The following is a 25,486-nucleotide window of genomic DNA, read 5'->3' on the forward strand; positions in this document are numbered from 1 at the left end:
TTTTACTTTATAATACATGGGAAAACTTTATTTAGTACCTACACCGATCGGTAATTTAGAGGATATGACCTTAAGGGCGATTCGTATTCTTAAAGAGGTTGATTTAATTCTGGCGGAAGATACCCGTACTAGCGGAAAGCTTTTGCATCATTTTGAAATTGGTACGCAAATGAAAAGCCACCATATGCATAATGAGCATAAAATGGTTGATTTTTTAGTAGGAAAGTTAAAAGGAGGTGAGAACATCGCATTAATTTCAGATGCAGGTACACCGGCAATTTCCGATCCCGGATTTCTTTTGACACGCGCTTGTGTTGAAGCAGGTGTTGAAGTTGAATGTTTACCAGGTGCAACCGCTTTTGTACCAGCCTTGGTCAATAGTGGTTTACCTAATGATAAGTTTGTATTTGAAGGGTTCTTACCCGTAAAAAAAGGAAGACAAACACGTTTAAAGTTATTGGCAGAAGAGCCGCGTACTATAATCTTCTATGAATCTCCGCATAAGCTATTAAAGACTTTGGGCAATTTTGTAGAATATTTTGGCGCTGAAAGACCTGTTTCCGTTTCAAGGGAACTTACCAAACTTTACGAAGAAACCGTTCGCGGTACTGCCGAAGAAGTTCTAAAGCATTTTACCGAAAAACCACTAAAAGGAGAGATTGTTATTATTGTTGGAGGGAATAAGTAGAAACCAATAAAACTCAAAAGATTTAAATGTTAATTCTAAGAAAGAGTTAAGAAATTTTCAAAATGAGAATTACCTTTACTGCGATTTAGCATGAACAAATTTCTAACATACACGTTTATCTTGTTATACCTCACTGCGATGGTAAAACCGGTCTTGCCTGTGTTGGAATATGTAATTAATCAAGATTATATTGCCGAAGTACTGTGTATCAATAAAGATAAGCCCATGCTTAATTGTGATGGTAAATGTTACCTCTCGCAATTGATTAAAAAGCAGCAGCAAGAAAATCATCAAGATATTCCGTCTGCTGACCTTCGTGAATACCCAATTGGGTTTGTAAGCATTCTTGATTGTAATTTTCAAAGTACGATTGTTGAAACAAGAGTGGTTTCAATACATCCTAACTTAAACGAGCAGCAGTATATATCAGCTGTTTTTCGTCCACCTAACTCCTTATCTTAAAGTACAACTTAGCATAGGTATGCCTTATTTAAAAGGCAGATGCTGTTATATGCTCACACCACGACACAAAATCTGTAGTCGTGTACACAATCAATTATTTTGAAATCATGCCTAATGCATTGTCATTAGGTGAAACCATTACATAAACTAAGGTGTAGTGCGTAGTTGTACTTTTTGTTTAAAAGCAGAGGTACATTTTCTCGTACTATATCCGAATAATTAATAAATCAACAGATGAAATCTATATATAAATTTTTTGCAGTAACCTTAATTTTAACTGTATTCGCCAGCTGTAGTAACGATGACGATGCTACAGAAGAATTAATGGGCGAAAACAGCATAACTCTTGAATTTGACAATAGTGTTGGTTCAGATGATTTGCTATTGGCAACTTCAAGTTACACCAATTCTCAAAACGAAACATTGACTATTACAAGACTAAATTACATTGTCAGTAATTTTAGATTAACTAATGATGAAGGTGAAGTGTTTACCTATGAAAAAGACGATAGTTATTTTGTAACTAGTGAAGAAACCGGTAGTACAGAAGTTGTGTTAGAGAATATACCAGCAGGTAATTATGTGTCTATAACTTTTGGCATAGGCGTGGACCAAGAAAAATACCTTCAAGGAGCAGAGGGTCAAGGAGATTTTTTGACTGTAGCCGAAGAAACCAATATGATGTGGTCATGGCAAGCGGGTTATAAGTTTCTAAATTTTGAAGGGACTTTCACATCGGAAACTATTACTGAGGCAACAGATTTTAAAGTACATATGGGTAGTCACGGTTCTAGTTTGGACAACTACAAAGAAGTTACTTTGAGTTTGGGGACAGATGCATTGGTAAGCGATGAAATGTCACCTATTATACATCTGGTAGCGGATGCCAATGCCATTTTAGACGGAGAAAACAAACTATCATTAACCGAGCAATCGGTAATTATGGTAAGCGAAGAAAAGTCGCCACAAGTTGCTTTGAATACTGCAAGCATGTTTACCGTAGACCATGTTCATAACGGCACAGGAGATTCACACTAAATATTTTCGGGTCGCTCTTAATGGGGCGACCCTAATTTTTAAAACGATAACAGATGAAATATCTATTTTGGGTATTACTGTCCGTGTTTTTGGTGTCTTGCAGTGATGATGATTATGTGGCTATTGAGAACACGCTTTTAACAGTAGAAGTTCCAGAGAATTTTCCTGAATTGGCTTATGATATTGAGGCTAATCCGCCAACACAATTAGGATTTGAGCTGGGTAAGAAATTATTCTATGATGGTAAACTATCTTCAAGTGGGTTTATATCATGTGGCTTTTGTCATGAACAAAGTTCTGCTTTCACTCACCACGGACATCAATTTAGTCACGGTGTAAATGATTTGGAGGGTACAAGAAATACGCCCACCATATCTAATATGGCATTCTTTACTGAATTTGCTTGGGATGGTGCTACGTCTCACTTAGACCTCTTTCCAATAATTCCAATCACTAATGAAGTGGAGATGGGTGAAACCATGACAGGGGTTATCAATAAACTGATAGCAGATGCCGAGTATCAAAAAGAATTTGAAATGGCTTTTGAGGGAGGTGGTGTAAATGCCGAGAACTTTCTAAAAGCGATATCACAGTTTATGGTCATGATGATTTCTTCAAATAGTAAATACGATAAGTATGTACGCAATGAAGAAGGAGGAGAATTAACTGAGCAAGAGGCATATGGTCTAGAAGTGTTTCAGCAAAAGTGCGCTACATGTCACGCTACAGATCTATTTACCGATGGCAGTTTTAGAAACAATGGCTTGCCACCAAATCCACAATTAAATGATATTGGCAGAGCCGAAGTGAGCGGTAGCGATAGTGACAATTATAAGTTTAAAGTGCCAAGTTTAAGAAACGTATCACTGACCGCGCCTTACATGCATGATGGTAGGTTTGGAAGTCTAGAATCGGTATTGAATTTTTATACCAACGGCATGGTTGAATCGGAAACAATTGATGATTCTCTACGCACCGATGACGGATTAGGAATAGCATTAAATGATACAGAAAAAGAGGGATTATTAGCTTTTTTTGAAATTTTGACGGATGATACTTTTATAAATGACGAACGATTTTCAGAATATTAAAAAATGAAAAAAATAATAATAAGTATACTTGTGCTTGGCGGATTTTTTACTGCTCAAGCAAATGATTTACCAGAAGAAACAACCGAGTGTATCTGGAAAAATACCGCATATGAATATTTCTGCGATACCTGTGGGTGTGGTGGTAATGGAGGAAGTATGGGTTTCGGTACCGGATTGAATAATAACTTTGTAGGACTTAGATATATTGGTCAGAAGTACCGTTCTCGCGATGGTATTTTTGATAATTCGCCATGGATAAATGAGAATTTCAATACCGTACAGGCATGGGGAAAATTCCCGATTGGAGAACGATTTTTGGTAAATGCCATTCTCCCTTATCATTCACACAATAGAACATTTATAGATAATACAGAGCAGACTATAAGTGGTATTGGTGATGCTACGGTTTTAGCATATTACAATGTACTGAAGCAAACTGCCGATAGTATAATTTCAATAAAACCAGAACATGCGTTGCAAATTGGCGGGGGTATAAAATTACCGACAGGAACTTTTGATGCAGCCAATAATGAAGGCAGTGTTAACCCTGGGTTTCAATTAGGAACGGGTAGTTGGGATTATATATTAGCCGCAAATTACGGTATTACACATAGAAATTGGGGTTTTGCCGCCCTATTGAACTACACGATAAAAACGGAGAACAGTAAAAATTATTTGTTCGGAAATCAATGGAATGCAACATTGAATACCTATAAGACCTATTACCTGTCTCCATCGGTTTCGCTAACCCCACAAGCAGGTTTGGGAGCAGAGTTCTTCGCCGAAAATAAAGAGTTTGATTTTGCTGTTCCTGACACAGGTGGCGATGTGTATTTTGCTAGATTTGGGCTAGAGGCAAACTACAACAGATATGCATTGGGCATTTCAAGTATGCTACCAATTTCTCAAAATTTGAACGAAGGAAAAGTTGAAGTAAAAAACAGGGTTTCGTTATATTTGAACATCAATATTTAATTGATGAGTATTTAAAAATCTAAATAACTAACCATGACCTTAGAAGAATTCAAGAAAAAATTAGCTGCTAGTCCTAAAGAGATTTCCTTTTCAGAAACTATGGTGGCTATAGATTCTAAATATGCATTTACGCCAACCGCTTATACCAATGGTAAAGTTAGAAATGAGGTTGGTCAGAATTCCGGGTCTTGTAAATTATTCTCTTTTGCCATGAAAGAAGAACTTTCAAAAGAGGAAACCTTGGCCTGTTTTGGTCAATATTATTTTGATGAGGTATTGTTGGATCTTAAAGGAACTTCACATCAAAATATTCGAAACTTTATGGAAACAGGTTTTGAAGGATTGTCTTTTGATGGTGAAGCATTGAAGTTGCTTTAAAGGTAATCTAATTTATCATTGCTAAAAGGTAATTCGTTAGAATTTATATTAAACATTCAATTCAATAGAAAGATAACGTGCAAGAATTATTAGCTGAAATAAGAGGTTGCGAGGTTTGTAAGGCACATTTGCCATTAGAACCACAACCAATTGTTGCGGGTACTAACAATTCTAAAATTATATTGGTAAGTCAGGCACCAGGCAGAAAAGCCCATGTTGAAAACAAAGCTTGGGATGACCCAAGTGGTAAAAAACTTAGAGAGTGGCTTGGTGTAAACGAAGAGGTATTTTATAACCCTGATAATTTTGCAGTGTTACCCATGGGTTTTTGTTATCCGGGAAAAGGAAAGACAGGCGATTTACCACCTAGAAAAGAATGTGCCCCCTTATGGCATTCTCAGGTTTGGGACCAATTCAAAAATGTACAGCTCATTTTACTGATCGGTAAATACTCTCAAGATCAATACTTAGGTAAGCAAGCCAAAAAGAACTTGACCGAGAATGTATTGCACTATAAAGAATACCTGCCAAAGTTTTTTCTCTTACCACATCCATCACCAGTAAATCATTTTTGGAGAGGAAAGAATCCATGGTTTGAAGATGAAGTTGTTGGGGAGTTGCAGGAACTTGTTGCAAAGATTTTAGAGTAGGGTTGACATACTTGCGATTCCAAAAGCTAATTGCTACGAAAGAGGATATTTAATTAGTGTTTTTTATGTCACTTCGAGTGAATTTTGGAGGCACGAGAAAATTAGTATCGAGAAGCAATCATGTTCTAAAGGCGATGTCCTGAGCACAGCCGAAGGGTTCTCGATACCCTCCTAACTGGCGGGCAGGCATTTTTTAAGTCAATGAAAAATTGAATTAAAAACTACTCCTTTAGATTTGTTATCTAGAATCAGTAAATTAAAAACGGAAAAGATACACTATCAAATCACTCCGAGTTCCAAGCTCATAGTTCGATTCAGATCTTTTCCGTTTATGATAAAACTCAAATTAGAAGGAAAAAACAAAATGAGTGTAATAAACGCTGTGAGGAACAAAATCATTCATCTAGTTTTTGCTCTGATTAACAACCAAACATTTTACAAAAACCGTTTGGCAACGTCATAGAAATCGAACTGACAATAGAGACAAATGGAAAATTAATTTTTAAAATAAACAGATAGTCTTGCACTTCCAAATACTGATTTTTATTTTCCAACAACCAACAACCAACAACCAACAACCAACAACCAACAGCCAACAGCCAACAGTCAATACCTAAATCATTAACTCTTTTCATTCGTCTACCTAACATCATCTCAGCCTATATTATCGTATTTTTGTACCCTACAAAAAACATAAAACTATGAGTACAACAAATCATATTAGCACAAAGTGGTTGGGCAACATGTCCTTTGAAAGTAACAATCCTTCTGGGCACTCTTTACGAATAGATATTGCAAAAGAAGACGGTGGTGATGGTAGTGGTTTAAGACCAAAAGCATTAATGTTGTCTTCATTAGCTGGTTGCTCTGGCTTAGATGTAGCGGCAATGTTCAAGAAGATGAAGTTAGAAGTAGATGAGTTTCACATTGAGACAATCGCAAACCTAACAGATGAGCATCCTAAGTTTTATGACAAAGTAGTTATAGAATACCATTTTCATGGCGCAAATTTAGCCGAGAAAAAATTACAAAGAGCAGTAGATCTATCAGTTGAGAAGTATTGCGGAGTAATGGAGATGTTCAGACAATTTGCCGAGCTTGATATTAAGACTGTTTTTCATAAAAAATAAATTTAGAAGTTCAATCGCAAGTAACAAGTTCAAGTTCAAATAAAAATTATGCCGGATAAAAAGTTCGATCTTGAAGATAGATTGGTTGATTTTGCAGCTAATATTGTACTTTTTTGTAAAGACTTGCCGTCTGATATGACCGGTCAGTATTATGGTAATCAATTGCTAAGATCAGCAGGAAGTTCTGCGCTTAATTTTGGTGAAGCGCAAGGAACAAATACAGTTAAGGATTATATCAATAAGGCCTCTATATCTTTAAAAGAATTGAAGGAATCTAGGGTCAATCTAAAGATTTTGACTAAAGTAGAATATGGAAATGCATCTAAAAGAGTTGAAATATTAGACGAATTAGAACAATTAATACGAATTATAGCAACAATCATTAAAAATAAAAAGTAAACTAAATTCGAATTTATTAAGGAGGTGAAAAGATTCTATTTAGGGTTTTGAACTTGAACTTGATTTTTGAACTTGAACTTTAATTTGAAGAACTGCCAACCGAAACTGTAAACTGAACACTGACTAGAATGCGCTGGACAATAAAACCAAAACCGAAACAAGAAGATATCGATGCTTTAGCCGATGCGTTAAATGTCGATGCTTTGGTGGCGCAGCTGTTGTTGCAAAGAGGTATTTCTACTTATGAAGAGGCTAAGAATTTCTTTCGTCCGCAGTTAGAAGATTTACATGATCCTTTTCTAATGAAGGATATGGATATTGCGGTAGAGAGAATTGAAAAAGCCATTGCCGACGGAGAAAATATTTTGGTATATGGTGATTATGATGTCGATGGTACTACGGCCGTAGCTTTATTGTCATCATATCTGTTAAGCTACTATCCTAATGTGGCAACCTATATTCCGGATCGGTATGATGAGGGATATGGTGTATCGTTTAAAGGAATTGACTTTGCAGAGGATAATGGGTTTACATTGATCGTTGCGTTGGACTGTGGAGTGAAGGCAATTGACAAAGTAGCGTATGCCAAAGAAAAGGGAATTGATTTTATCATATGTGACCACCACAGGCCTGGTATAATATTACCGAGTGCAATAGCAGTTTTAGACCCAAAAAGGGAAGATTGTTCATATCCGTATGATGAGTTATGTGGTTGCGGAGTCGGTTTTAAATTGATTCAGGCGTTAGGATCACAAAGAGGAGAAACTATTGACGATATTATCTATTACCTTGATTTAGTGGCAACTGCAATAGGGGCAGATATTGTACCGATAACTGGAGAGAATCGAATATTGGCTTTTTATGGCTTGCAAGTTATCAATCAGCGACCTAGAATAGGTTTTAAAGCTATTATCGATCAAATAAATAAAAAAGAGCTTACCATTACAGACGTGGTTTTCATCATTGCACCTAGAATTAATGCAGCCGGTAGAATGAAACATGGTCAATATGCAGTAAACTTATTGACGGAAACCAATATGAATCAAGCCATACAATTCGCTTCTGAAATTGAAAAATTCAATACCGATAGAAGAGGGCTGGATCAGGAAATTACGATTGAGGCACTAGGGCAAATTCAAGAAAATCAGGAGGAAGAAGGTTTTACTTCTGTAGTTTATAAAGATACTTGGCATAAAGGAGTTATCGGCATTGTAGCATCGAGATTAACGGAAACCTACTATAGACCAACGCTGGTTTTTACAAAAAGTGGCGATAAGTTGGCGGCATCGGCAAGATCAGTTAGAGGATTTGATGTGTACAATGCTTTAGAAGGTTGTGCAGATTATATTGAACAATTTGGAGGTCATAAGTATGCCGCAGGTTTAACCTTATTAGAGGCGCAGTATAATAATTTTAAGCATCAGTTTGAAAAGGTTGTGAAAGAGAGTATTGACCCACAAATGTTGATACCAGAAATTACAATAGATACCGTAATAGAATTAAAAGATATTACACCTAAGTTAATGCGAATTCTAAAGCAATTCGCCCCTTTTGGTCCTGGTAATATGTCGCCAATATTTATGGCAGAAGATTTACATGATACTGGTTACGCAAAAGGTGTAGGTAAAGAAGAAGCACATTTAAAAGTTTCTGTGGTTCAGCAAGACAGTCATAGAATTGATGGTATCGGCTTTAATATGGGCGATAAACTATCTCTGGTAACGGGTAGAAAACCTTTTAGCGCTGTTTTCTCTATTGATGAGAATGAATGGCAAGGTAATGTGAGTTTGCAATTGAAGCTAAAGGACATTAAATGAGAATCGAGCATATTGCTATTTGGGTCGCAGATTTAGAAGTAATTCGTGTATTTTATGAGAGGTATTTCAATGCCATTTCGGGAGAAAAGTATCATAACGCAACCAAACAGTTTACCTCTTACTTTTTGAGTTTTACCGACGGTGCTCGTTTAGAAATCATGCATAAACCAACTATAGTAGCCGCTTCTGATAATGCTGTAGATACCGGATTTATGCATTTTGCCATGTCCGTAGGCTCAAAAGAGCAAGTAAATGTTTTAACTGAAAAATTGAGAGAAGACGGATTTACAATTGCCGGTGAACCCAGAACTACCGGTGATGGTTACTATGAAAGTGTTGTACTAGACCCAGAAGGTAATCAAATAGAAATCACCATTTAACAATACTATTTATAATAATTCTAAATAAGATGCATATATTTATCCTAAATATGTAGATTCTTATGAACGATATACACCCTATTTACCAGAATGACTTTGGAATAGCCTTCCAATGGAAAAAAGATAAACCTAGCCAATCCAATAAAGTTCAAGTGATTTTCAGGGATATTGGATTATTACTTACCCAAAGTGAATTGCGCCATTTTTCTAAATGTATTGCGGATACTGTTGAAAACGGTAAAGGTCATCTTTGTGGAGATTGTAAAACAAAAGAGACTTGCAGGTCATTATTGTTGAATACACCTGCGCACCAGGTAACGTTTGCGGTGAGTTATCAAGAAGCTGTTGAGGTTAGAGACTTAATAAACGGTACACTATTTAAGTTGGAATTAGATACCTTTTTTGGCGAATTAGGTATTGATTAGGGTTTAGTAGAAGAGAAGTTGGTTCTACGTCATAATTAGTTGATTATTCTTTACAAGCCCTGTCATTTATTAAATATCTTTGAATACTATTTAGCGATTACACTATGAGCGTTAATGATCCCTATGCGGCCTTAAGATATAAGGAATTCAATATTTTTCTTCTAGTTCGTTTTGCCATGGTCTTTGCCTGGTCAATGCAATTTATAGTCATAGAATGGCAAGTCTATTCAATGACAAAAGACCCACTTTCATTAGGTATTATTGGTTTGATGGAAGTTATACCTGCGGTAAGTATGGCACTTTTTGCCGGTCATATTGTAGATCAAAAAGAAAAAAGAAATCTTTTAATTAAATGCATTTTCGGCTTCTCTGTTATAAGCTTTGGTTTATTTATGTTAAGCTTACCCTCTGTTTTAGAAACCTATGAGACTAAAGTTATTCTGTACGGAATATATGCCTTGGTATTCTGTGGCGGATTGGTACGTGCATTCTTAGGTCCTACAATATTTTCTTTAATAGCCTTAATCGTACCTAAAAAAATATACCCTAATGCGGCTACATGGAGCAGTACTACTTGGCAAATGGCATCGGTTCTTGGTCCGGCATTAGCGGGATTTTCTATTAGTTTAATAGGCGTACATTGGTCTATGTGTGTCATTTTTGGCTTTTCATTGCTAGCTTTGACCGCTCTTTTCAATATTTCTAAAAAACCAATTTTAAATCCGAAAATTGGCGAACCTGTTTTTCAGAGTTTAAAAGAGGGACTAACATTTGTATTTAAGACTAGAGCAGTATTAGGTGCTTTGACTTTAGATATGATTGCCGTACTTTTTGGTGGCGCTGTGGCTTTGTTACCTATTTTTGCACAAGATATTTTACATGTAGGTTCAGAAGGCTTCGGGGTGTTGAGGGCCGCTCCAGCAGTCGGGGCCGCTATTACCATGTTAGGTTCTACGAGATTTCCGTTACATAAAAATGCAGGTAAGAAGTTATTATTGGCTGTATTTGGTTTTGGGGTGTGTATGATTGTATTTGGATTATCTACTTACTTCTGGCTTTCGGTGGCTGCCTTGTTTTTAAGTGGAGCAGTAGACGGTGTATCAATGATTATAAGACAAACGATATTGCAATTAAAGACTCCCGATAATATGCGTGGGCGTGTAGCTTCTGTAAATTCTATGTTTGTGGGGTCGTCTAATGAGCTTGGAGCATTTGAAAGTGGCGTAACGGCAAAATTGATGGGTACGGTAACCGCAGTTGTTTTTGGTGGTACTATGACCTTATTAACGGTGGGTCTTACTGCAATTGTATCTCCTAAATTTAGAAAACTAGATTTACAGAAAGACGTAGATGATCACGAGAGCTAAAATATTTAAAAGTATATCATAAAAAAAGCCCCTTATTCAGGGGCTTTTTTTATTGTAGGTAATGCTTAAGATTTTCATCATTAAGCGGGGGAACTTGTAGGTAAACTGAAGATTTGGGAATCAACACTTAATCTTAACAACAGAGTAAAGATATTACCAAGGTGTAGATTATACTAACTTTTGTTGTGAAGTCAGTATATTTATGTGTAAGAAAAAGATTACATGTGGTTTGGTGTTGATTTTTTATAATTTTATTTCGATATATACTGTACTTCAGAAATTATAAAAGCTAACTAATTGCGAAAATTATTTGAATAACAATCATTTTGTTTTAAATAAATTTCAAGAATAATTCAAGAAGAATTAATGAGTGTTAAAAAAATAAAACAACGAAAAAGCCCCTAAAATAGGGGCTGTTCTTTAATGTAGGTAATATTTAGATTTGGGTCATTAAGCAGGGAACTTGTAGGTAAAATGAAGATTTGGGGTCAACACTTAAACTTAATAACACTGTAAAGATATAACGAAGAACTAGTTTTATAAAAGTATTGTTGTGAACTCCTTAATTTATGTTGTAAGAAAAAGATTACGTTAAAATTTATGTATTTCGTCGATGTTTTTGCTGAAATTTAGTTGAATTCTTTTAAGGAAATTTGCTTGCCGTCAAACTCGGCATAGGTGTAATAATTAATCCAATCTCCAAGATTGGTATATTTTGAATTTTCTTTTAGTTCAATTTCTAGAGGAAGATGTCTATGACCAAAAATGAAATGATCGTAATGTTGAGTTTCTAACTTTCGTTTGGCATATATAACCAGCCATTCTTTTTCTTCACCTAAAAACTTTGCATCATCATCACCACTTATTAATTTGTTACTTACAGATAAGTGTTTTGCCAATCGCACACCTATATCTGGGTGTAGCCATCTAAAGAACCATTTAGCTACCGGATTGGTAAATACCTTTTTCATTCTTTTAAACCCCTTATCGTCTGGTCCTAGACCGTCACCATGCCCAATAAAAAAAGAAGCTCCGTTAATGGAATATTGCTGAGGTTTATGGTAAACAGGTATATTAAGTTCTTCTTCAAAGTAACCGTTCATCCAAAGATCATGATTGCCTACAAAATATTGAATTTCAATTCCTGCATCCGACAGTTCTGCAAGCTTTCCTAGCGTTCTGGTAAATCCTTTTGGGATAACGGTTTTGTATTCAAACCAAAAATCGAACAAATCACCCATTAAGAAAATGACTCCGGCATCCGACTTAATTGTATCTAACCAACGAATAAACTTTAGTTCTCTCACTCTACTTTCTTCCATAGTAGGTGCGCCTAGGTGGTTATCACTAGCAAAATATACTTTTTTTCCTGCGGGAAGTTCAATGTTCGTCATCAGGATGTAAATATAATAACTGTTTTGCGTACCACGGGAATACGTGCGTCAAAATAAGAGTATGCTATTCTAAATTATACAACAGCGTCTTTTTCGTTCAGCACTATTTTTATAGGTAGATGATCGCTATAGCCCTTATCATTATAGGTAGACGAGTTAGGTCTACCAAACTTTACTGGCTTTTGATAAGAGCCGGAGGTTAGTTCAGGGTATGCAATGATCTCTACGGTACTTAGTTTAAAAGGTAATTCTGACTTCTCTGAAACGATACTTTTTGATATCATAAACTGATCAAGCATATTATATTCATTACCGAATACAAAGGTGCCAATTTGAGCATCTAAAAATCGATGCATTACATTATAGAAGTACTTTAGGCGTACTCTATTACTTTTTACCAAAGCTTTGTTATTGATAGCTTTTAAATATGCTGTAATACTCTTGTTATACGGGTTATCATTAAAATCGCCCATTAATATGATATTTGCATCATCGCCCTGCTCTTCGTAAATTCTCTCTATCCAATACGATAAATTTTCGGCAACCATAATTCTAAATGGTTCGCTTTCGAGTTCACCACCAGATCTAGAAGGCCAATGGTTAAGTATGCATACCAGCTTATTGCCATTAGCAGTATTGATATGAACTTGAAACAAATCTCTGGTGGTATTTCGTTTTATAATACGTAGACTAAACGTTTGCTGTTCTGGTCCGTATTTTGTTTTATCATAAATAAGTGCGGTATCAATACCTCGTTTATCATCACCTTCAGAAATTACAAAGCCGTAATTTTTATTTAAGGCAGCACTCATGGCATCTATAAGTAGCTCAATAACAAACTCGTTTTCTACCTCACAAACACCCAATATATCTGGACCTTCACCGTTATTGAATTTTGAAATGACCGCTGTTAGATTGGCTATTTTTTGGTCTAGAATAGCAGCACTCCATCCGTCAAGTTCTTTACCCAAATGATTATTTAAAAATTCGCTTCGTCTAGGCGAATTTTCTACATCGAAAAGGTTTTCAAGATTCCACCAGTAAATATGATGTTTGGTCATGTTGTTATATATTAAGGAGTTGCCTTAAAAATAAAACTATTTAAAAGCTTGTAAAGAAAGTAAAAGGTTAAGTTTTCTTGAACTTAATTGTCACTTGCATACCACTCTGCAAAAGAAGTATCTGTTTCTTGCAGTTTTAAAGAGAATAAAGCAATGTTTTGAGGAAGGCGAGATTTTATTTTCGCAGCAAAATCTATCACCATATTTTCACTGGTAGGTTGGTAATCTGCCAAGATAACATTGTGCCCCCTGTCAATTAATTCTTTGGCAAGTTCAACGTGAGGTGTATTTTTATTGAAAACGGTAGCGTGATCAAAAACATCAACGATATCTTCTTTGACAATTTTTTTGAGATCACCAAAATCAATGACCATACCCCACTTTACATTGTTATTATCAGTAATAGGCGTGCCAATAACGGTAACCGATAATTTATAGCTATGACCGTGTACATTTCTACATTTGCCGTCATAACCGTAAAGCGCGTGTCCGGTTTCAAAATTGAATTGTTTGGTAATACGAATATTGCTCATGACCTATAATTATATGGCAAAGGTAGGGAAACTTTAAAAGCATTTATAGGAAGAAATCATTCTAAAATAATCTCGGTATTTCCAGAGATTAAACTAACATGGCAACAATCTGCACCTACTATATAATCTTCGGTAATAACCTCTTCATTGTCTATAGTGCCTTTGAAAGTGAGTGTCGCGGTCGAGTTTTGATATTGAGAACGATTGGCATCATTAAAAATTGGGTAGAAACCTTGTTCTTTAAAATTCTCATATTCAACATCGTTAAAATCTGCTGCCAGATTTTCGCCGGTTTCATTATCGATAACCTCATAGTTATTTAGAACAACCGCCTCACCCGATAGATCTTTTATGCTTACGGTAATGGTAACAAAATTTAAGGTACATATGACCGTAGAACAATCTACTGGCTCTGGTCCTGGATCAGCTTTGTCAGAACAGGTCACAAGAAAGAACGATAGAAATACTAATGTGATTTTTGCGAAGATAAAACTGGTTTTTTATAAGATGTTCAAATACCAATTAGTTGCGTAAGGTGTTGAATTACCTTTTGTACTTCTTTTTTGCACGTATTTTGTTCACAAAATAAATGATCAAAACAGATAGTGCAAGAACAGGAAATACTAGGTTTCCATTTAAAAATTGAAAAAACTCCATACTAATGATTTAGAAACAGAACGAATAGCTGTTTCAGTTATTGTTTATTTTTTAAATTTTGACAGTGCATTTTTAGTAAAATCAGAAAGGGCTAATTTTCCGGTGATAGCTGCTCGGTCTGTCAATAAGGTATCCCAATGGTCGGTACCTTCCCACAAAACTTTCTTCCATTCGGTTAAAGCTTCGGCATTATAGCTTGCCAATTTATGAATGAAGAAGTCAAGTTCTTTATCCATTTCGTCTGCAGAGTCATATACTTTATTGAACAGTCCTTTTTCTTGAGCCCAATAAGCACTTTTCCATTCCGTAGGTGCCAAAGACATTTCGCCCATAGCGGCATTACCTATTTTACGGGCAACGGCAGGGGCAATAACCAAGGGAGCAATACCGATACTAAGCTCAGAAAGTTTAATAGATGAGTTTACGTTAGAATACAAATAGTCACAAGCAGCGGCCAGACCAACACCACCACCAACGGTTTTGCCATGTACACGGCCAACAATTACCTTTTTACATTTGCGCATGGCGTTTATGACATGGGCAAAACCACTAAAGAATGCCTTACCTTCTTCAAGGTTAGAAACTTCTAACAATTCATCAAAAGAAGCACCGGCACAAAACGCTTTTTCACCTTCAGATTTTAATAGGATTACCGAAATAGCTTCATTATTTGAAAGCTCGTTAATAGTGTCTGTTAAACGTTCTAGAAGTTCAGAAACGAAAGAATTACTGGCAGGGTGCCCAAACTCTACATGAGCAACTTTACCATCTATTCGAGTATATAAACTTCCATTTTTTCTCGTAGTGACCATAGCATTTTATTTGCCTCAAAATTACGGATTTTGCAATAAAGGTTTGAATTTGTTTCTGAATTTCCAGACAAGTGCACCACCTCTAATAAACATCCAAACGGTGAAGGCAAGCCAAATTCCCGTTAATCCCCAATTGAGGTATTTGCCTAAGAACAGCGTTGGTACAAATCCAAGAAAAGTAGCTGCAAGAAGGGTATTGCGTAGATATTTCATTTCTCCAAGACCTTTAAATACTCCGTCAAGCACAAATGCGGTACTATTAAAAGGAAGACCCAGAATAATAATATAGAAGATGCCGTAAAAAGCAGATAGCACTAAAGGCTCGTTAGAAAACAAGTTACCCAAAGGTTTATAGAAAATAGTTGCCAATGCCATAATAACTAGGCTGACAAGTAGCCCGTATTTCGTAATCTTTTTTGCCAGTAGCCAGAGTCCGTCATAATTACGTTCCCCCAATAATCGACCGCCCATTATATTACCGGCAGCACCATAACCATCGATAAAAAAGGCAGAAAACAGCCATAAGTTTATGGCAATGGTGTGGGCGCCAATGTACTTGTCGCCAAGCGCGGTTGCTTCTCTTACAGCAAGAATAAGTGCAGTGTTCAATGCAATGGCGCGAACAAAAAGGTTTAAACTCATAACCACTAATCGACCCAGTTCTTGATGAACGGGCAATTTCAGTTTTAGGCTAATATCGGTTTTGGTTACTAGAAGATAGAACGCCATGATAGCCATGATCGCTTGCGCCAACAAACTTGCATAGGCGGCACCTTCAAGGTACATGGCAGGTATGAGTCCTTCAATTCCGTATACAAATACAAAATCGAAAATTACGTTCAAGACCGCGCCTGTTATAGCTATGACCATGGGCCAATAGGTATTCTGTAATCCGCGGAAAATACCCATCACCGCAAAAACGAATAGGGTTAATGGAAAGCCCCATACACGAATAGCGTAGTAGCTAATGCAATATTGCAATATTTTTCCTTTGGCATTTAAGAGCTCAAAGATTTCTTGAATGACAAAAATGGTAGAAAGCAAAACCAGAATACTTAAGGCAATGTTGAGGTAAATTGCCTGAGCGGGCAGTGTTTTAACTTCTTCTAATTTACCGGCACCTAAGTATTGCGAAATAATGGCGGAAATGGCACTACGCGTTTGACCAAGAATCCATATTAGCATACTGAGAAAAGATCCAACAATACCTGCAGCGGCAAGAGATTCTAATCCGTCCACCGGTATATTACCTACAATAGCCGTATCGGTTATAGATAAAAGAGGTTCTGCTATACCTGCAATGGTAGCAGGTATAGCTAAGGCGTTTATAGATTTTAAATTAACAGAGGTCTTCAAAAAATGGGTTTTCTATAGTACAAGTTCGTAGCAATGAAAGGGGTGTTCGCTTTGTTTTGGAAAAAAGATATCTCCTAATTTGGTATACCCACGTTGCTCGTAAAATTTCTGATTTCTTTTGTTTTGGCTAAAGGTATCTAACCTAACGGATATCGCATTATTTTCTCTGGCAAAGTTTTCACCGAAGTCCATTAAACGCTGGGCAAAACCTTTGCCTTGATGTTTAGGGTGCACCGCTAGGCGATGAATGTAGTAGTTATTTGCATGTGTAGTCAGCCAATTTACAGAACGGTATTCTTCATCCATAAAAAGCGAAACAACAATACAGCCTACTATTTCGTTATCAAGTTGTAATACATAAAGTTCATTGCGTTCTATATCATTTTCAAATGCCTGTTTAGAGGGGTATTCGGTAGTCCACTGGTAAATACCATTGGTTTCCATTGCAATTCTACAAGCATCTGTCATGACAAGAATTTCTGGTATTTGAGATATCTTTGCCGGTGCTATCATAAAATGAATTTAATTAAATTGTAAATTTAGAGTTATAATCAACACTTTTTATCATGATGAATATTCTTGTTCCTATAGGTACCTCAACAAATGCAAATCAAACATTACAATATGCAGTAGACTTTGCTGAAAGTTTTGGTGCTGAAATATATGTAATGGAGGTTTTTAATGTCAGCGGAAAAACAGGAACGCTTACCAATGTTTCTCAAAAAATCGCCGATAATTCTAAAGAGAGATTAAAAGAAATAATAGGTACTGTAAATACGAAAGATGTTTCTTTAAAAATAGCAAGCTTTAATGGTGAGCTAAAAGACGGATTAAAAGAAATTGACAAAGGTATCGGTATAGATTTGATTATTCTAGCTCCAAGAAGTAATGATATTCAAGAAGCGAATTATTTAGGACAAACATCAGGAGCCATTATTAAAAGAACGAACATACCAACGTTAATCGTACCAAAAGGAACCGGGTATAAATCTTTCGAGAATATATTAGTAGCCTTTAAATCTGGTATTCTAAGAAGAAAGAGAATTCTAGATCCGTTAATTGAAATTCAGAAAAAGCATAATGCAAACGTGAATTTATTGATGGTGAAAACACCAGGATATTCAGATGACGATCTAAAGATAAATACGGCATTGATGGATATAAGTTCTCAATTGACCTTTACAGAAAACTCAACTACCTATCATGGTGTTTTAGAGCATTTTCAAGCAAAACACCCCGATTTACTATGTGTTTTTAGAAGAAAACGTGGTTTTTTTAAGAAGTTATGGGAAAAGAGTACTATTTCAAAAACTGAGTTTTATGCCCCGGTACCGGTATTGGTTCTTAGCGTAAAGAAAGATTAAGTAGTATTTTGATGGCTTGTTAAAATAGGTTTTCTTTGAGCTGCTTAAAATTTGGCGGATTTATTCTGTTTGCAAGAGCGTCCCGAAAGCATTCGGGAAGGTCGTTTCTGTTTTTTTGAGTGAATAAGGTAATAAAGGGGGATTAGCTCAGTTGGCTAGAGCGCTTGCCTGGCAGGCAAGAGGTCACCGGTTCGAATCCGGTATTCTCCACTTAAAGCTTCCATTTTGGAAGCTTTTTTATTTGATTATTTTTAGATATGTCATTTACTACATACATTATTTATAGTCAGACTTTAGACCGTTACTATATTGGTAGTACAGAAGATATTAATGAGAGACTTATACGACATAATAAGGGTAATGGATCAACATATACGAAAAAGGCTAAAGATTGGGAACTTAGTTGGAAACGTGAATTTGAAACTAGATCTGAAGCTTCTTCTTTAGAGCTTTTAATTAAAAAGAAGAAAAGCCGAAAATATATTGAGCATTTAATTTCGATTGATAAGAAGGAATAGAGCGTCCCGAATGCTTTCGGGAAGGTCACCGGTTCGAATCCGGTATTCTCCACTTAAAGCTTCCATTTTGGAAGCTTTTTTATTTGATTATTTTTAGATATGTCATTTACTACATACATTATTTATAGTCAGACTTTAGACCGTTACTATATTGGTAGTACAGAAGATATTAATGAGAGACTTATACGACATAATAAGGGTAATGGATCAACATATACGAAAAAGGCTAAAGATTGGGAACTTAGTTGGAAACGTGAATTTGAAACTAGATCTGAAGCTTCTTCTTTAGAGCTTTTAATTAAAAAGAAGAAAAGCCGAAAATATATTGAGCATTTAATTTCGATTGATAAGAAGGAATAGAGCGTCCCGAATGCTTTCGGGAAGGTCACCGGTTCGAATCCGGTATTCTCCACTTAAAGCTTCCATTTTGGAAGCTTTTTTGTTTTACACCATTTGGGAGATTATATCGTAAATGTAATTTCAGGGAATTATAAAAGAATAGAGTTTCCTTGTAATAAAATCCATTTACAAAACAATACTCTACACACATACTTCCACCTAAAGCTATTTTGCATTTTTTCAGCGATACAATATCGGGGTGATTAAAATGTTATTAGTACATGATTATTGATGATATGTACAACCCCCCAAAAGAAAATCATTAACATGAAAAAAATTATTTTCACCTATCTACTTGTTGTTTGTTTATTTAGCTGCGCCACAGATGATGCAGAAGAACAATTAAACGCTATAAATATTCAAATAGACTTAAGTCAAGTAGTGGAGTACTCAAGTGACTATGAGTATACAGACTTTTTGGTAAAAGTTTATGCATCGAAGGAAGATTATTTCAATGAAGTAAACGCTGTCTTTTCCGGGGGTATAGACGCTACTGGTAAAATTTCAATTTCAGAAAATTTAGAGGAAAAAAGTTACTATGTAGATATTTATACAGAGGATAAAGTATTAAGTAATTGGAAAGTTACAGATTTAGATGTAGACGCTTCTAATATTATAAAGTTTTATCCTGCAGACACTAATGAGTTTTATTCTGAGGTGTACATGAGAGATAATAGAAAGTTCGTTGGCAATTGGTCTTTTATATCTTATGAGCATGTTAACAATGGTAATGAAGAAAGAACAGATAAAGTGTTTTTATCCATCAACAAAGATTTTACTGCCACTTCATATGAAACGTATGGAGGTATAGCATATCAGTTACATTTTAAATTACTAGGTAATAGTAATTTGGAATTGGTTGCTATAGAACCTAGTCCAGATAATTATCCAGTATACGAAATCAATCCAGAAGGTTTAGCAGTTCAGGTAGATCAAGATGGACTATTATATTTTTCTAATTACTCTGGTGACAATGTAGTTTATGTTAGAAATTAGCAATAGATTTTTTCTAATAACATAATAAGAATTACAAAGGCCTTCACAGATGTGAAGGCTTTTCTTATGTACCGTTGCACCTTATTTAAATTGAATTGTTGTTCAGCCATACGTTACTTAAATTAACCTACAGCAGATCAGCTACAAACGCTTACTAATACACATTAAAGTATCATCAATATTAACGGGCGGGGTAGAGATTTTGTACAATATAATACCCGATGTATGTGCTTTGTACTCCTTAAGTTTTTCACCAAATTCATTGGTGATGTAACCTACAACATCCCCTTCTTTAACGGTATCTCCCGCGTTAAGGTCGCTGTAAAAAAGCCCTGTTTCGGTAGCGCTTAAATAGGTTTGGTTGTTGAGCTGAATAAGGTTGGCATGTGGTCCGGTTCCGTTATCATACATATCCATATTGTCAAGCATATTATAAACTCCATTTTTTATTAAGCTAACCGCATCTTCCTGGACATTACCCAATTTGCCACTTTCAAAGCTCAAGGCTATTTTACCATCTTGCGAGGCTTGTTTAAAGACATATTTTGCAGGTTCGTTGTCCTTTAAAGTAAAAGGATATGAAACAATGTATTCAAAGCCGCTGATCTCTGTAAGCTCCCTAGCTTTCTTTGTTTGTTCTGGGTAATTAGGGTTATCGTAGAAAAGTGCAAACGGAAGCAGATCTTCATTAACACCACCGCCATGAATATCTAAAAATACATCGCTGGCGGGTATTATGGCTGTAGTAATGAAATCTGCTATTTTTTGGGTAACACTACCAGAAGATTTACCCGGGAAAGCACCATTAAGATTCACTTGGTCATGCGGATTTACAATAGAGGTTCGCGAAAAAAACGAACTGGTATTTGCAATAGGTATAATGATTACGGTACCGTTCAATTTATCAACATCAATTTCGTTTAACAGCTCTTGTACGCCAACAATAGGCGGATATTCAAACCCGTGCACACCGGCAACAATGGTAAATACAGGTCCTTCGTTCTTTCCTTTTAGTACAGAAATAGGCATAAAGGTTTTGTTGTTTCTATGATCTTGAAATTCAATACGTATGTTTTCTTTTAGCGGTCTTGTGGTGTTTGAAAATACATTTTGAAAGCTATTTTGAGCTATCGCAGAAGAAAGCGAGAAAAATATAAAAAGGGTTAATAGAGACCTGTACATGATAATATATTTTTGGAAAGACCAAGGTATTAAAAACCAAGTTGCTAGTAAAGCTATTCATAGTGGATAAATTATGAACAGAAAAACGTAAGAACCCATATATGGAACTTATTACTTTGTACTCATTAATTAATACCATTTTTTACCTAACACACAACACCGCTATTCTCATAAAAAACTAACTTGCAGCTAGTTCATTAATAGATTAAATCTTTTGCCATTATGATAAATAATGAAATCAATACCATTTGGCTAGACCTTAATGAAGAATTGTATCATTTCATTTTGGGTAAGATCAAAGATGAGCAAGTGTCAAAAGACATTCACCATGAAGTATTCTTAAAAATACAGACCAAAATCCATCAGCTGCAACACACCTCTAAATTAACATCTTGGGTATATCAAATTACTAGAAATACGATTATAGATCATTTTAGAAAACAGGGTAAAACCACTTCGAGTATTGAAGCTATGGAGCTTGCAGAAGAACAGTCGGATGATTTCGACTATGCCAAGCTCACCAATTGCATCAATCAGAAAATTGGCGAGTTATCATCGCAACATAAAGAAGCCATTATATTGACCACCTTTCAAGAATACTCACAAAAAGAGCTGGCCAAGCATTTGAACATCTCGTATTCGGGCACAAAATCAAGGGTACAAAAAGCTAGGGAAATATTAAAGGTTCAACTGCTTTCTTGCCCTAATGTAATAGCTGACCTAACAGGAAAATTGCTCGATTTTGAAAATAATGAAGAATAGCTACGTCTTTTTTTAAAGTCTGCCGTCTACCTGGTATAACCTTTAAAAGATAAGATGAGCGAATTAAAAAAAGTAACCGTACAAATTCTAAATGCCTTTACAGAAAATGATAAGGGCGGTAACCCGGCAGGTGTCGTTTTAGATGCAGATGTACTTTCGCATGAAGACAAGTTGCAGATTGCCAAAAAAGTGGGACTCTCTGAAACCGCTTTTATTTCTAGATCCAATATGGCAGATTTTAAGTTGGATTTCTATACACCCACCAAGCAGATAGCCCATTGCGGGCATGCTACCATAGCCGCATTTTCTTATTTAAAACAGTTGGGGTTATTAAAAGGTAATACCTCTTCAAAAGAAACTATTGACGGAAACAGAAAAATAGAAATTCAGGGCGATTTGGCTTTTATGGAGCAATTAGCACCTAGTTATGTAAACCCGTCTGAAAAAGAAGAGGAGATTCTAAAATCATTAGGACTAACCAAAACCGACTTGCTGCCAAATGCTCCTTTAAAAGTGGTGAATACGGGGAATTCTTTTCTGATGATCCCCGTAAAAAGTAGCAAGGTTTTAACAGGATTATCGCCAAATTTTGATGCCATAGAACACTTAAGCAATCATTTCAATTTAATAGGCTATTACGTATTTACTACGGATACCATGACAGATATCGATGCCACGGCTAGAATGTTCGCCCCGCGCTATGGTATTTTAGAAGAAGCCGGTACGGGCATGGCTGCAGGTCCGCTAGCAAGCTATTTGTATGATGTCTTGCAGCTAAAGAAAACCACTTTTAAAATTCAGCAAGGCAAATACATGAGTCCGCCATCATCAAGTGAGATTGAAGTGCAATTGCAAGTGGAAAATGAGCATATAACCGGACTAATGGCTGGTGGCAAAGGAGTAGTGGCAAACCAGATTGAAGTTAATTTAACTAAATAGTGATAATGAGACCTAATGTCACATTGAGCGCAGTCGAAATGCTTTAATGTTTCTTTTTACGGTTACCCGTAATGCTGCATTGAAGAAAAATATTACCTTGTTGGTTGGTTCTAAAACATTACTTCCCCCTGCCGTTTTAGGGTTTAAATTTTTTACGGTCGCATTATTTAGTCCAGAATTAATTATAACAAGTACGTATCAAGTATTATGAAACTAGAGAAAATATTAGATAAGTTAGGATCGATTGAAAAGAATTCATTTATTAAGATTATTGATAATATCATATCTAAAAATCCAACAAACGCAAAGGAAATTGATAAGATTTTAAGCTCCTCGGATAAAGGTTTGAAATCTGTTGATAATCAAAATATTTCCAGGATATTTAATTTAACATCTTCAGAATTTAGGAGTTACATAGAATGTGAGTTTCAAGAAATAACATCACAATTAGATATTTTAATAGATATAATAATTCGTGATGGTAATTGTATTATGAAGCAGGATTGGCTCTCAAGATTATATGAAACGGAAATAAAAAATTTAAAAGGTAGAATCAAAGTTTTAAATACAGATTTTGAAGATGAGAAGTCCGATTTGAGTTCAGCTAGAAAAAGAGATTATAGAATTTATAAATCATGCTTACAAACAGCTTATCAGAATGATATAAAAAATAATAGAGATGCTAAAATAACGTCAGATGAACTTTCTATAATTTTAACATTAGGAAAGCAACTGGGTCTTTCTCAAGAAGAAGTGAAACTTATTAATTATTCCATTATCCCAATTAAGAAATTGGACATTCAGGAAGTAATTAAAAGTCTTAAAAATATTGGCGTAATATTTTATTCTAACAAAGAAAATACCATTTATGTAGCTGATGAAATGGTTAGATTATTAAGAAACATTAGGAAAAAAGAAGTTGCTACAAAGTTTTATAGAAGAACTTTAAAATTGCTTCGAGAACCTATAATAAATCAAATTGCAAGGAATCATAATATTGATAGAAAATTATCATCTGCACAAAAAATAGAGGAAATTATAAAAGAGGGAATTTCTTTCACCAATTTGCTTTCAGAAGATATTTATAAACCGGGAAGCACTTTGACCGAAAAAAAGAAAACTTTAAATGAATTGTGTGAGAAAGGCTTAAATATTGAAAATCTAAAAGGAAGTGTTTTAGAAGATAAAATAGGTAGTTTAATTCAACATTTTGAAAATGTAGAACGTGACGAAAAAGTAGGTATTTCTTTGGATGGATTTGATAAAATGCTGGTAGAGCTAAACCAATCATTACCGAAATTAAATAAAGAAATTAGAACTCAATTTGAACTACAAGAAGAGTTTGTTCTAAAAGGGGATCACCTATTGGACTATAACATCAAACCCAGAGATATTCTTGACTTAATAACTAAACCCGATTTAACTAAGTTTATTAAGGATAATGGAATTAAACAAAGAGGAGATGATATCTTAAATATTTTAGAGCATTACAAAGATGTTGAAAATCTTTATTTGGAAAACTACTCTAATGTAGCTTTTAGAGATTTGAATGTTCTAAAGGAAAATGGCATCACCGTAAAAGAAAGTGAATTAGGATTAAAGTTTGAAGAATTGACTAAAGTAATTTTCAAAGGTTTAGGTTTTGATGTCGATGAAGCTTTGAAAAGTAAAATTAACACCCAAAAGGATATGATAGATATTCTTTTAAATTTAGGAAATGATGAGATTATTATTGTTGAATGCAAAACTAGCAAGGAAAGAGGTTATAATAAGTTCAGCACGGTTTCAAGACAATTAAAGTCTTATCAAAAATTAGCATTGAAAAATAATCTACGAATTGTTAAGATTTTATTGGTTGCTCCAGAATTTAGTGACGATTTTGTTACAGATTGCGAAATGGATACGGAGATGAACTTATCACTATTAACGGCATCAACATTATCAAATATTTTAGAATCTTTTAAGGAATCCAACTACACTGAATTTCCTCATGTATTATTTAGGGATATTGTAATTAACGAAGAACGAATTTTAAAAGCATTGAGTAAATAATTAGACTTTACGAAAACTAAACCGCCAACTACAGCGAAAAGACCCGTACTATGAAGTAACAGATTGCTTTTTTAAATTTCTACGAAAAATGAAAACTCTAACCCTAATTACACTACTAATTTTAATCTTCTCTTGTCAGCCTAATCACCTTTTTAAAGATCTAGAAAATCAAGAACAGGTGTTCATTGAGCTATCTAAATATGGGTTAGATCAGATACCCAAAGAGGTTGGGCAATTAAAGAATGCAAAGAAATTAGAAATCTACGTTGATAGTTTAGAAGGTTGGGCTATTTATCCTCCACTGAGCGCAATGGACCAATATATAGACGAACCACCGTTTAGAACCATACCACCAGAATTATTAGAACTTGAAGGTCTAGAACAACTAACCTTATATGACCTAGATATTAAAACCTTACCCGAAGATTTGTACAGACTCAAAAATCTAGAATATCTAGACCTATCAATGAATAAACTGACCGTCTCAAATGAAATAGCCAAACTGAATAAACTAAAGAAACTGAAATGTGTAGAGCTGTTTGGTAACAGAATAAATAAGCTAGAATTAGAAAAGTGGAGAAAAGAAAACCCAAATCTTCAAATACGGTATGGTGATCAATATTGAGTTTCTAAAGGTCTTAAAGTACTTGGTTCAATCTTA

General features: G+C 35.2%; 30 protein-coding genes and 1 tRNA gene. 22 read left to right on the forward strand and 9 right to left on the reverse strand.

The features are described 5' to 3' along the window. Positions 1-16 precede the first annotated feature (16 nt). The 7 genes from rsmI to ACJJVP_RS06480 all read left to right on the forward strand — a co-directional run bounded on the left by rsmI (position 17) and on the right by ACJJVP_RS06480 (position 5,282). On the forward strand, positions 17-688 hold the full coding sequence (gene rsmI, locus ACJJVP_RS06450; RefSeq protein WP_405411864.1) for a 16S rRNA (cytidine(1402)-2'-O)-methyltransferase: 672 nt from the start codon (positions 17-19) through the stop codon (positions 686-688). A gap of 138 nt (positions 689-826) precedes the next feature. Then, the gene (locus ACJJVP_RS06455) at positions 827-1,150 is read left to right on the forward strand and encodes a hypothetical protein (RefSeq protein ID WP_405411866.1); all 324 of its coding nucleotides are present in this window, start codon (positions 827-829) and stop codon (positions 1,148-1,150) included. 234 nt (positions 1,151-1,384) lie between these two features. Then, positions 1,385-2,188, forward strand: a complete 804-nt coding sequence (locus ACJJVP_RS06460; RefSeq protein ID WP_405411867.1) for an MbnP family protein — start codon at positions 1,385-1,387, stop codon at positions 2,186-2,188. Between the two features lie 53 nt (positions 2,189-2,241). Next, a complete protein-coding gene (locus ACJJVP_RS06465) occupies positions 2,242-3,279 on the forward strand; it encodes a cytochrome-c peroxidase (protein WP_405411870.1) in 1,038 nt (345 codons plus the stop codon). 3 nt (positions 3,280-3,282) lie between these two features. Further along, positions 3,283-4,254 carry a transporter gene (locus tag ACJJVP_RS06470; RefSeq protein WP_405411872.1) on the forward strand — a complete coding sequence of 324 codons (972 nt, stop codon included), beginning with the start codon at positions 3,283-3,285 and terminating at the stop codon, positions 4,252-4,254. 33 nt (positions 4,255-4,287) lie between these two features. After that, positions 4,288-4,632 (forward strand): HopJ type III effector protein, encoded by a 345-nt coding sequence (locus ACJJVP_RS06475; RefSeq protein ID WP_405411874.1) that lies wholly within the window; start codon positions 4,288-4,290, stop codon positions 4,630-4,632. Positions 4,633-4,709: 77 nt separating this feature from the next. Further along, complete coding sequence (locus ACJJVP_RS06480) at positions 4,710-5,282, forward strand: uracil-DNA glycosylase family protein (RefSeq protein ID WP_405411876.1); 573 nt, start codon at positions 4,710-4,712, stop codon at positions 5,280-5,282. Between the two features lie 419 nt (positions 5,283-5,701). On the opposite strand, the gene ACJJVP_RS06485 is transcribed toward ACJJVP_RS06480, so the two are convergent. Further along, positions 5,702-5,917: a hypothetical protein gene (locus ACJJVP_RS06485; RefSeq protein ID WP_405411878.1), complete on the reverse strand. Its 216-nt coding sequence runs from the start codon at positions 5,915-5,917 to the stop codon at positions 5,702-5,704. Positions 5,918-5,983: 66 nt separating this feature from the next. Between ACJJVP_RS06485 and ACJJVP_RS06490 the strand changes: the two genes are divergently transcribed. The 6 genes from ACJJVP_RS06490 to ACJJVP_RS06515 all read left to right on the forward strand — a co-directional run bounded on the left by ACJJVP_RS06490 (position 5,984) and on the right by ACJJVP_RS06515 (position 10,800). After that, the gene (locus tag ACJJVP_RS06490; protein WP_405411880.1) at positions 5,984-6,412 is read left to right on the forward strand and encodes an OsmC family protein; all 429 of its coding nucleotides are present in this window, start codon (positions 5,984-5,986) and stop codon (positions 6,410-6,412) included. A 48-nt stretch (positions 6,413-6,460) separates the two neighbouring features. After that, on the forward strand, positions 6,461-6,811 hold the full coding sequence (locus ACJJVP_RS06495) for a four helix bundle protein (protein ID WP_276493283.1): 351 nt from the start codon (positions 6,461-6,463) through the stop codon (positions 6,809-6,811). Between the two features lie 128 nt (positions 6,812-6,939). Beyond that, positions 6,940-8,628, forward strand: a complete 1,689-nt coding sequence (gene recJ / locus ACJJVP_RS06500) for a single-stranded-DNA-specific exonuclease RecJ (RefSeq protein WP_405411883.1) — start codon at positions 6,940-6,942, stop codon at positions 8,626-8,628. After that, positions 8,625-9,008, forward strand: a complete 384-nt coding sequence (locus ACJJVP_RS06505) for a VOC family protein (protein WP_405411886.1) — start codon at positions 8,625-8,627, stop codon at positions 9,006-9,008. Before recJ ends, ACJJVP_RS06505 begins: the two co-directional genes overlap by 4 nt. A 62-nt stretch (positions 9,009-9,070) precedes the next feature. Further along, complete coding sequence (locus ACJJVP_RS06510; protein ID WP_405411889.1) at positions 9,071-9,433, forward strand: hypothetical protein; 363 nt, start codon at positions 9,071-9,073, stop codon at positions 9,431-9,433. A gap of 104 nt (positions 9,434-9,537) precedes the next feature. After that, the gene (locus tag ACJJVP_RS06515) at positions 9,538-10,800 is read left to right on the forward strand and encodes an MFS transporter (protein ID WP_405411890.1); all 1,263 of its coding nucleotides are present in this window, start codon (positions 9,538-9,540) and stop codon (positions 10,798-10,800) included. Positions 10,801-11,429: 629 nt separating this feature from the next. Here ACJJVP_RS06515 and ACJJVP_RS06520 read toward each other — a convergent pair. From ACJJVP_RS06520 to ACJJVP_RS06550, 7 genes are all read right to left on the reverse strand, one after another. Further along, entirely contained in the window at positions 11,430-12,194 is a 765-nt protein-coding gene (locus ACJJVP_RS06520; RefSeq protein WP_405411892.1) for a UDP-2,3-diacylglucosamine diphosphatase, read from the reverse strand. A 74-nt stretch (positions 12,195-12,268) separates the two neighbouring features. Further along, entirely contained in the window at positions 12,269-13,255 is a 987-nt protein-coding gene (locus ACJJVP_RS06525; protein ID WP_405411894.1) for a hypothetical protein, read from the reverse strand. 83 nt (positions 13,256-13,338) lie between these two features. After that, on the reverse strand, positions 13,339-13,788 hold the full coding sequence (locus ACJJVP_RS06530) for a 6-pyruvoyl trahydropterin synthase family protein (RefSeq protein ID WP_405411896.1): 450 nt from the start codon (positions 13,786-13,788) through the stop codon (positions 13,339-13,341). A gap of 56 nt (positions 13,789-13,844) precedes the next feature. Then, on the reverse strand, positions 13,845-14,234 hold the full coding sequence (locus ACJJVP_RS06535; protein ID WP_405411899.1) for a hypothetical protein: 390 nt from the start codon (positions 14,232-14,234) through the stop codon (positions 13,845-13,847). A 255-nt stretch (positions 14,235-14,489) separates the two neighbouring features. Then, a complete protein-coding gene (locus ACJJVP_RS06540) occupies positions 14,490-15,257 on the reverse strand; it encodes an enoyl-CoA hydratase/isomerase family protein (RefSeq protein WP_405411901.1) in 768 nt (255 codons plus the stop codon). A gap of 21 nt (positions 15,258-15,278) precedes the next feature. After that, a complete protein-coding gene (locus tag ACJJVP_RS06545; protein ID WP_405411904.1) occupies positions 15,279-16,613 on the reverse strand; it encodes an MATE family efflux transporter in 1,335 nt (444 codons plus the stop codon). A gap of 12 nt (positions 16,614-16,625) precedes the next feature. Continuing rightward, positions 16,626-17,126 carry a GNAT family N-acetyltransferase gene (locus ACJJVP_RS06550; protein WP_405411906.1) on the reverse strand — a complete coding sequence of 167 codons (501 nt, stop codon included), beginning with the start codon at positions 17,124-17,126 and terminating at the stop codon, positions 16,626-16,628. Between the two features lie 53 nt (positions 17,127-17,179). On the opposite strand from ACJJVP_RS06550, the gene ACJJVP_RS06555 reads away from it, so the two are divergent. The 5 genes from ACJJVP_RS06555 to ACJJVP_RS06575 all read left to right on the forward strand — a co-directional run bounded on the left by ACJJVP_RS06555 (position 17,180) and on the right by ACJJVP_RS06575 (position 19,890). Further along, positions 17,180-17,977, forward strand: coding sequence for a universal stress protein (locus ACJJVP_RS06555; RefSeq protein WP_405411909.1), 798 nt, complete (start codon positions 17,180-17,182; stop codon positions 17,975-17,977). Between the two features lie 136 nt (positions 17,978-18,113). Next, positions 18,114-18,187 (forward strand) — tRNA-Ala (locus ACJJVP_RS06560). 47 nt (positions 18,188-18,234) lie between these two features. After that, on the forward strand, positions 18,235-18,495 hold the full coding sequence (locus ACJJVP_RS06565; protein WP_405411910.1) for a GIY-YIG nuclease family protein: 261 nt from the start codon (positions 18,235-18,237) through the stop codon (positions 18,493-18,495). Between the two features lie 99 nt (positions 18,496-18,594). Continuing rightward, positions 18,595-18,855, forward strand: a complete 261-nt coding sequence (locus ACJJVP_RS06570) for a GIY-YIG nuclease family protein (RefSeq protein ID WP_405411910.1) — start codon at positions 18,595-18,597, stop codon at positions 18,853-18,855. Positions 18,856-19,161: 306 nt separating this feature from the next. Then, positions 19,162-19,890 carry a hypothetical protein gene (locus ACJJVP_RS06575; protein ID WP_405411912.1) on the forward strand — a complete coding sequence of 243 codons (729 nt, stop codon included), beginning with the start codon at positions 19,162-19,164 and terminating at the stop codon, positions 19,888-19,890. A gap of 141 nt (positions 19,891-20,031) precedes the next feature. Here ACJJVP_RS06575 and ACJJVP_RS06580 read toward each other — a convergent pair whose 3' ends face one another. After that, positions 20,032-21,072: a succinylglutamate desuccinylase/aspartoacylase family protein gene (locus ACJJVP_RS06580; protein ID WP_405411914.1), complete on the reverse strand. Its 1,041-nt coding sequence runs from the start codon at positions 21,070-21,072 to the stop codon at positions 20,032-20,034. Positions 21,073-21,294: 222 nt separating this feature from the next. Between ACJJVP_RS06580 and ACJJVP_RS06585 the strand changes: the two genes are divergently transcribed. The 4 genes from ACJJVP_RS06585 to ACJJVP_RS06600 all read left to right on the forward strand — a co-directional run bounded on the left by ACJJVP_RS06585 (position 21,295) and on the right by ACJJVP_RS06600 (position 25,450). After that, positions 21,295-21,834, forward strand: a complete 540-nt coding sequence (locus ACJJVP_RS06585; protein WP_405411915.1) for a sigma-70 family RNA polymerase sigma factor — start codon at positions 21,295-21,297, stop codon at positions 21,832-21,834. 54 nt (positions 21,835-21,888) lie between these two features. Further along, on the forward strand, positions 21,889-22,773 hold the full coding sequence (locus ACJJVP_RS06590; RefSeq protein ID WP_405411917.1) for a PhzF family phenazine biosynthesis protein: 885 nt from the start codon (positions 21,889-21,891) through the stop codon (positions 22,771-22,773). Positions 22,774-22,980: 207 nt separating this feature from the next. Continuing rightward, the gene (locus tag ACJJVP_RS06595; RefSeq protein WP_405411919.1) at positions 22,981-24,825 is read left to right on the forward strand and encodes a hypothetical protein; all 1,845 of its coding nucleotides are present in this window, start codon (positions 22,981-22,983) and stop codon (positions 24,823-24,825) included. Between the two features lie 88 nt (positions 24,826-24,913). Next, positions 24,914-25,450: a hypothetical protein gene (locus tag ACJJVP_RS06600; RefSeq protein WP_405411921.1), complete on the forward strand. Its 537-nt coding sequence runs from the start codon at positions 24,914-24,916 to the stop codon at positions 25,448-25,450. Positions 25,451-25,486: the final 36 nt, after the last annotated feature.

Origin of the sequence: Maribacter sp. Asnod1-A12, from assembly GCF_045063735.1 — a bacterium.
GTDB lineage: Bacteria > Bacteroidota > Bacteroidia > Flavobacteriales > Flavobacteriaceae > Maribacter.

Coding starts and splice junctions, on each gene's coding strand:
- rsmI (WP_405411864.1), top strand. CDS start 17: ATGGGAAAACTTTATTTAGTACCTACACCGATCGGTAATTTAGAGGAT.
- ACJJVP_RS06455 (WP_405411866.1), top strand. CDS start 827: ATGGTAAAACCGGTCTTGCCTGTGTTGGAATATGTAATTAATCAAGAT.
- ACJJVP_RS06460 (WP_405411867.1), top strand. CDS start 1,385: ATGAAATCTATATATAAATTTTTTGCAGTAACCTTAATTTTAACTGTA.
- ACJJVP_RS06465 (WP_405411870.1), top strand. CDS start 2,242: ATGAAATATCTATTTTGGGTATTACTGTCCGTGTTTTTGGTGTCTTGC.
- ACJJVP_RS06470 (WP_405411872.1), top strand. CDS start 3,283: ATGAAAAAAATAATAATAAGTATACTTGTGCTTGGCGGATTTTTTACT.
- ACJJVP_RS06475 (WP_405411874.1), top strand. CDS start 4,288: ATGACCTTAGAAGAATTCAAGAAAAAATTAGCTGCTAGTCCTAAAGAG.
- ACJJVP_RS06485 (WP_405411878.1), bottom strand. CDS start 5,917: ATGAAAAGAGTTAATGATTTAGGTATTGACTGTTGGCTGTTGGCTGTT.
- ACJJVP_RS06490 (WP_405411880.1), top strand. CDS start 5,984: ATGAGTACAACAAATCATATTAGCACAAAGTGGTTGGGCAACATGTCC.
- ACJJVP_RS06495 (WP_276493283.1), top strand. CDS start 6,461: ATGCCGGATAAAAAGTTCGATCTTGAAGATAGATTGGTTGATTTTGCA.
- recJ (WP_405411883.1), top strand. CDS start 6,940: ATGCGCTGGACAATAAAACCAAAACCGAAACAAGAAGATATCGATGCT.
- ACJJVP_RS06505 (WP_405411886.1), top strand. CDS start 8,625: ATGAGAATCGAGCATATTGCTATTTGGGTCGCAGATTTAGAAGTAATT.
- ACJJVP_RS06510 (WP_405411889.1), top strand. CDS start 9,071: ATGAACGATATACACCCTATTTACCAGAATGACTTTGGAATAGCCTTC.
- ACJJVP_RS06515 (WP_405411890.1), top strand. CDS start 9,538: ATGAGCGTTAATGATCCCTATGCGGCCTTAAGATATAAGGAATTCAAT.
- ACJJVP_RS06520 (WP_405411892.1), bottom strand. CDS start 12,194: ATGACGAACATTGAACTTCCCGCAGGAAAAAAAGTATATTTTGCTAGT.
- ACJJVP_RS06525 (WP_405411894.1), bottom strand. CDS start 13,255: ATGACCAAACATCATATTTACTGGTGGAATCTTGAAAACCTTTTCGAT.
- ACJJVP_RS06530 (WP_405411896.1), bottom strand. CDS start 13,788: ATGAGCAATATTCGTATTACCAAACAATTCAATTTTGAAACCGGACAC.
- ACJJVP_RS06540 (WP_405411901.1), bottom strand. CDS start 15,257: ATGGTCACTACGAGAAAAAATGGAAGTTTATATACTCGAATAGATGGT.
- ACJJVP_RS06550 (WP_405411906.1), bottom strand. CDS start 17,126: ATGATAGCACCGGCAAAGATATCTCAAATACCAGAAATTCTTGTCATG.
- ACJJVP_RS06555 (WP_405411909.1), top strand. CDS start 17,180: ATGATGAATATTCTTGTTCCTATAGGTACCTCAACAAATGCAAATCAA.
- ACJJVP_RS06565 (WP_405411910.1), top strand. CDS start 18,235: ATGTCATTTACTACATACATTATTTATAGTCAGACTTTAGACCGTTAC.
- ACJJVP_RS06570 (WP_405411910.1), top strand. CDS start 18,595: ATGTCATTTACTACATACATTATTTATAGTCAGACTTTAGACCGTTAC.
- ACJJVP_RS06575 (WP_405411912.1), top strand. CDS start 19,162: ATGAAAAAAATTATTTTCACCTATCTACTTGTTGTTTGTTTATTTAGC.
- ACJJVP_RS06580 (WP_405411914.1), bottom strand. CDS start 21,072: ATGTACAGGTCTCTATTAACCCTTTTTATATTTTTCTCGCTTTCTTCT.
- ACJJVP_RS06585 (WP_405411915.1), top strand. CDS start 21,295: ATGATAAATAATGAAATCAATACCATTTGGCTAGACCTTAATGAAGAA.
- ACJJVP_RS06590 (WP_405411917.1), top strand. CDS start 21,889: ATGAGCGAATTAAAAAAAGTAACCGTACAAATTCTAAATGCCTTTACA.
- ACJJVP_RS06595 (WP_405411919.1), top strand. CDS start 22,981: ATGAAACTAGAGAAAATATTAGATAAGTTAGGATCGATTGAAAAGAAT.
- ACJJVP_RS06600 (WP_405411921.1), top strand. CDS start 24,914: ATGAAAACTCTAACCCTAATTACACTACTAATTTTAATCTTCTCTTGT.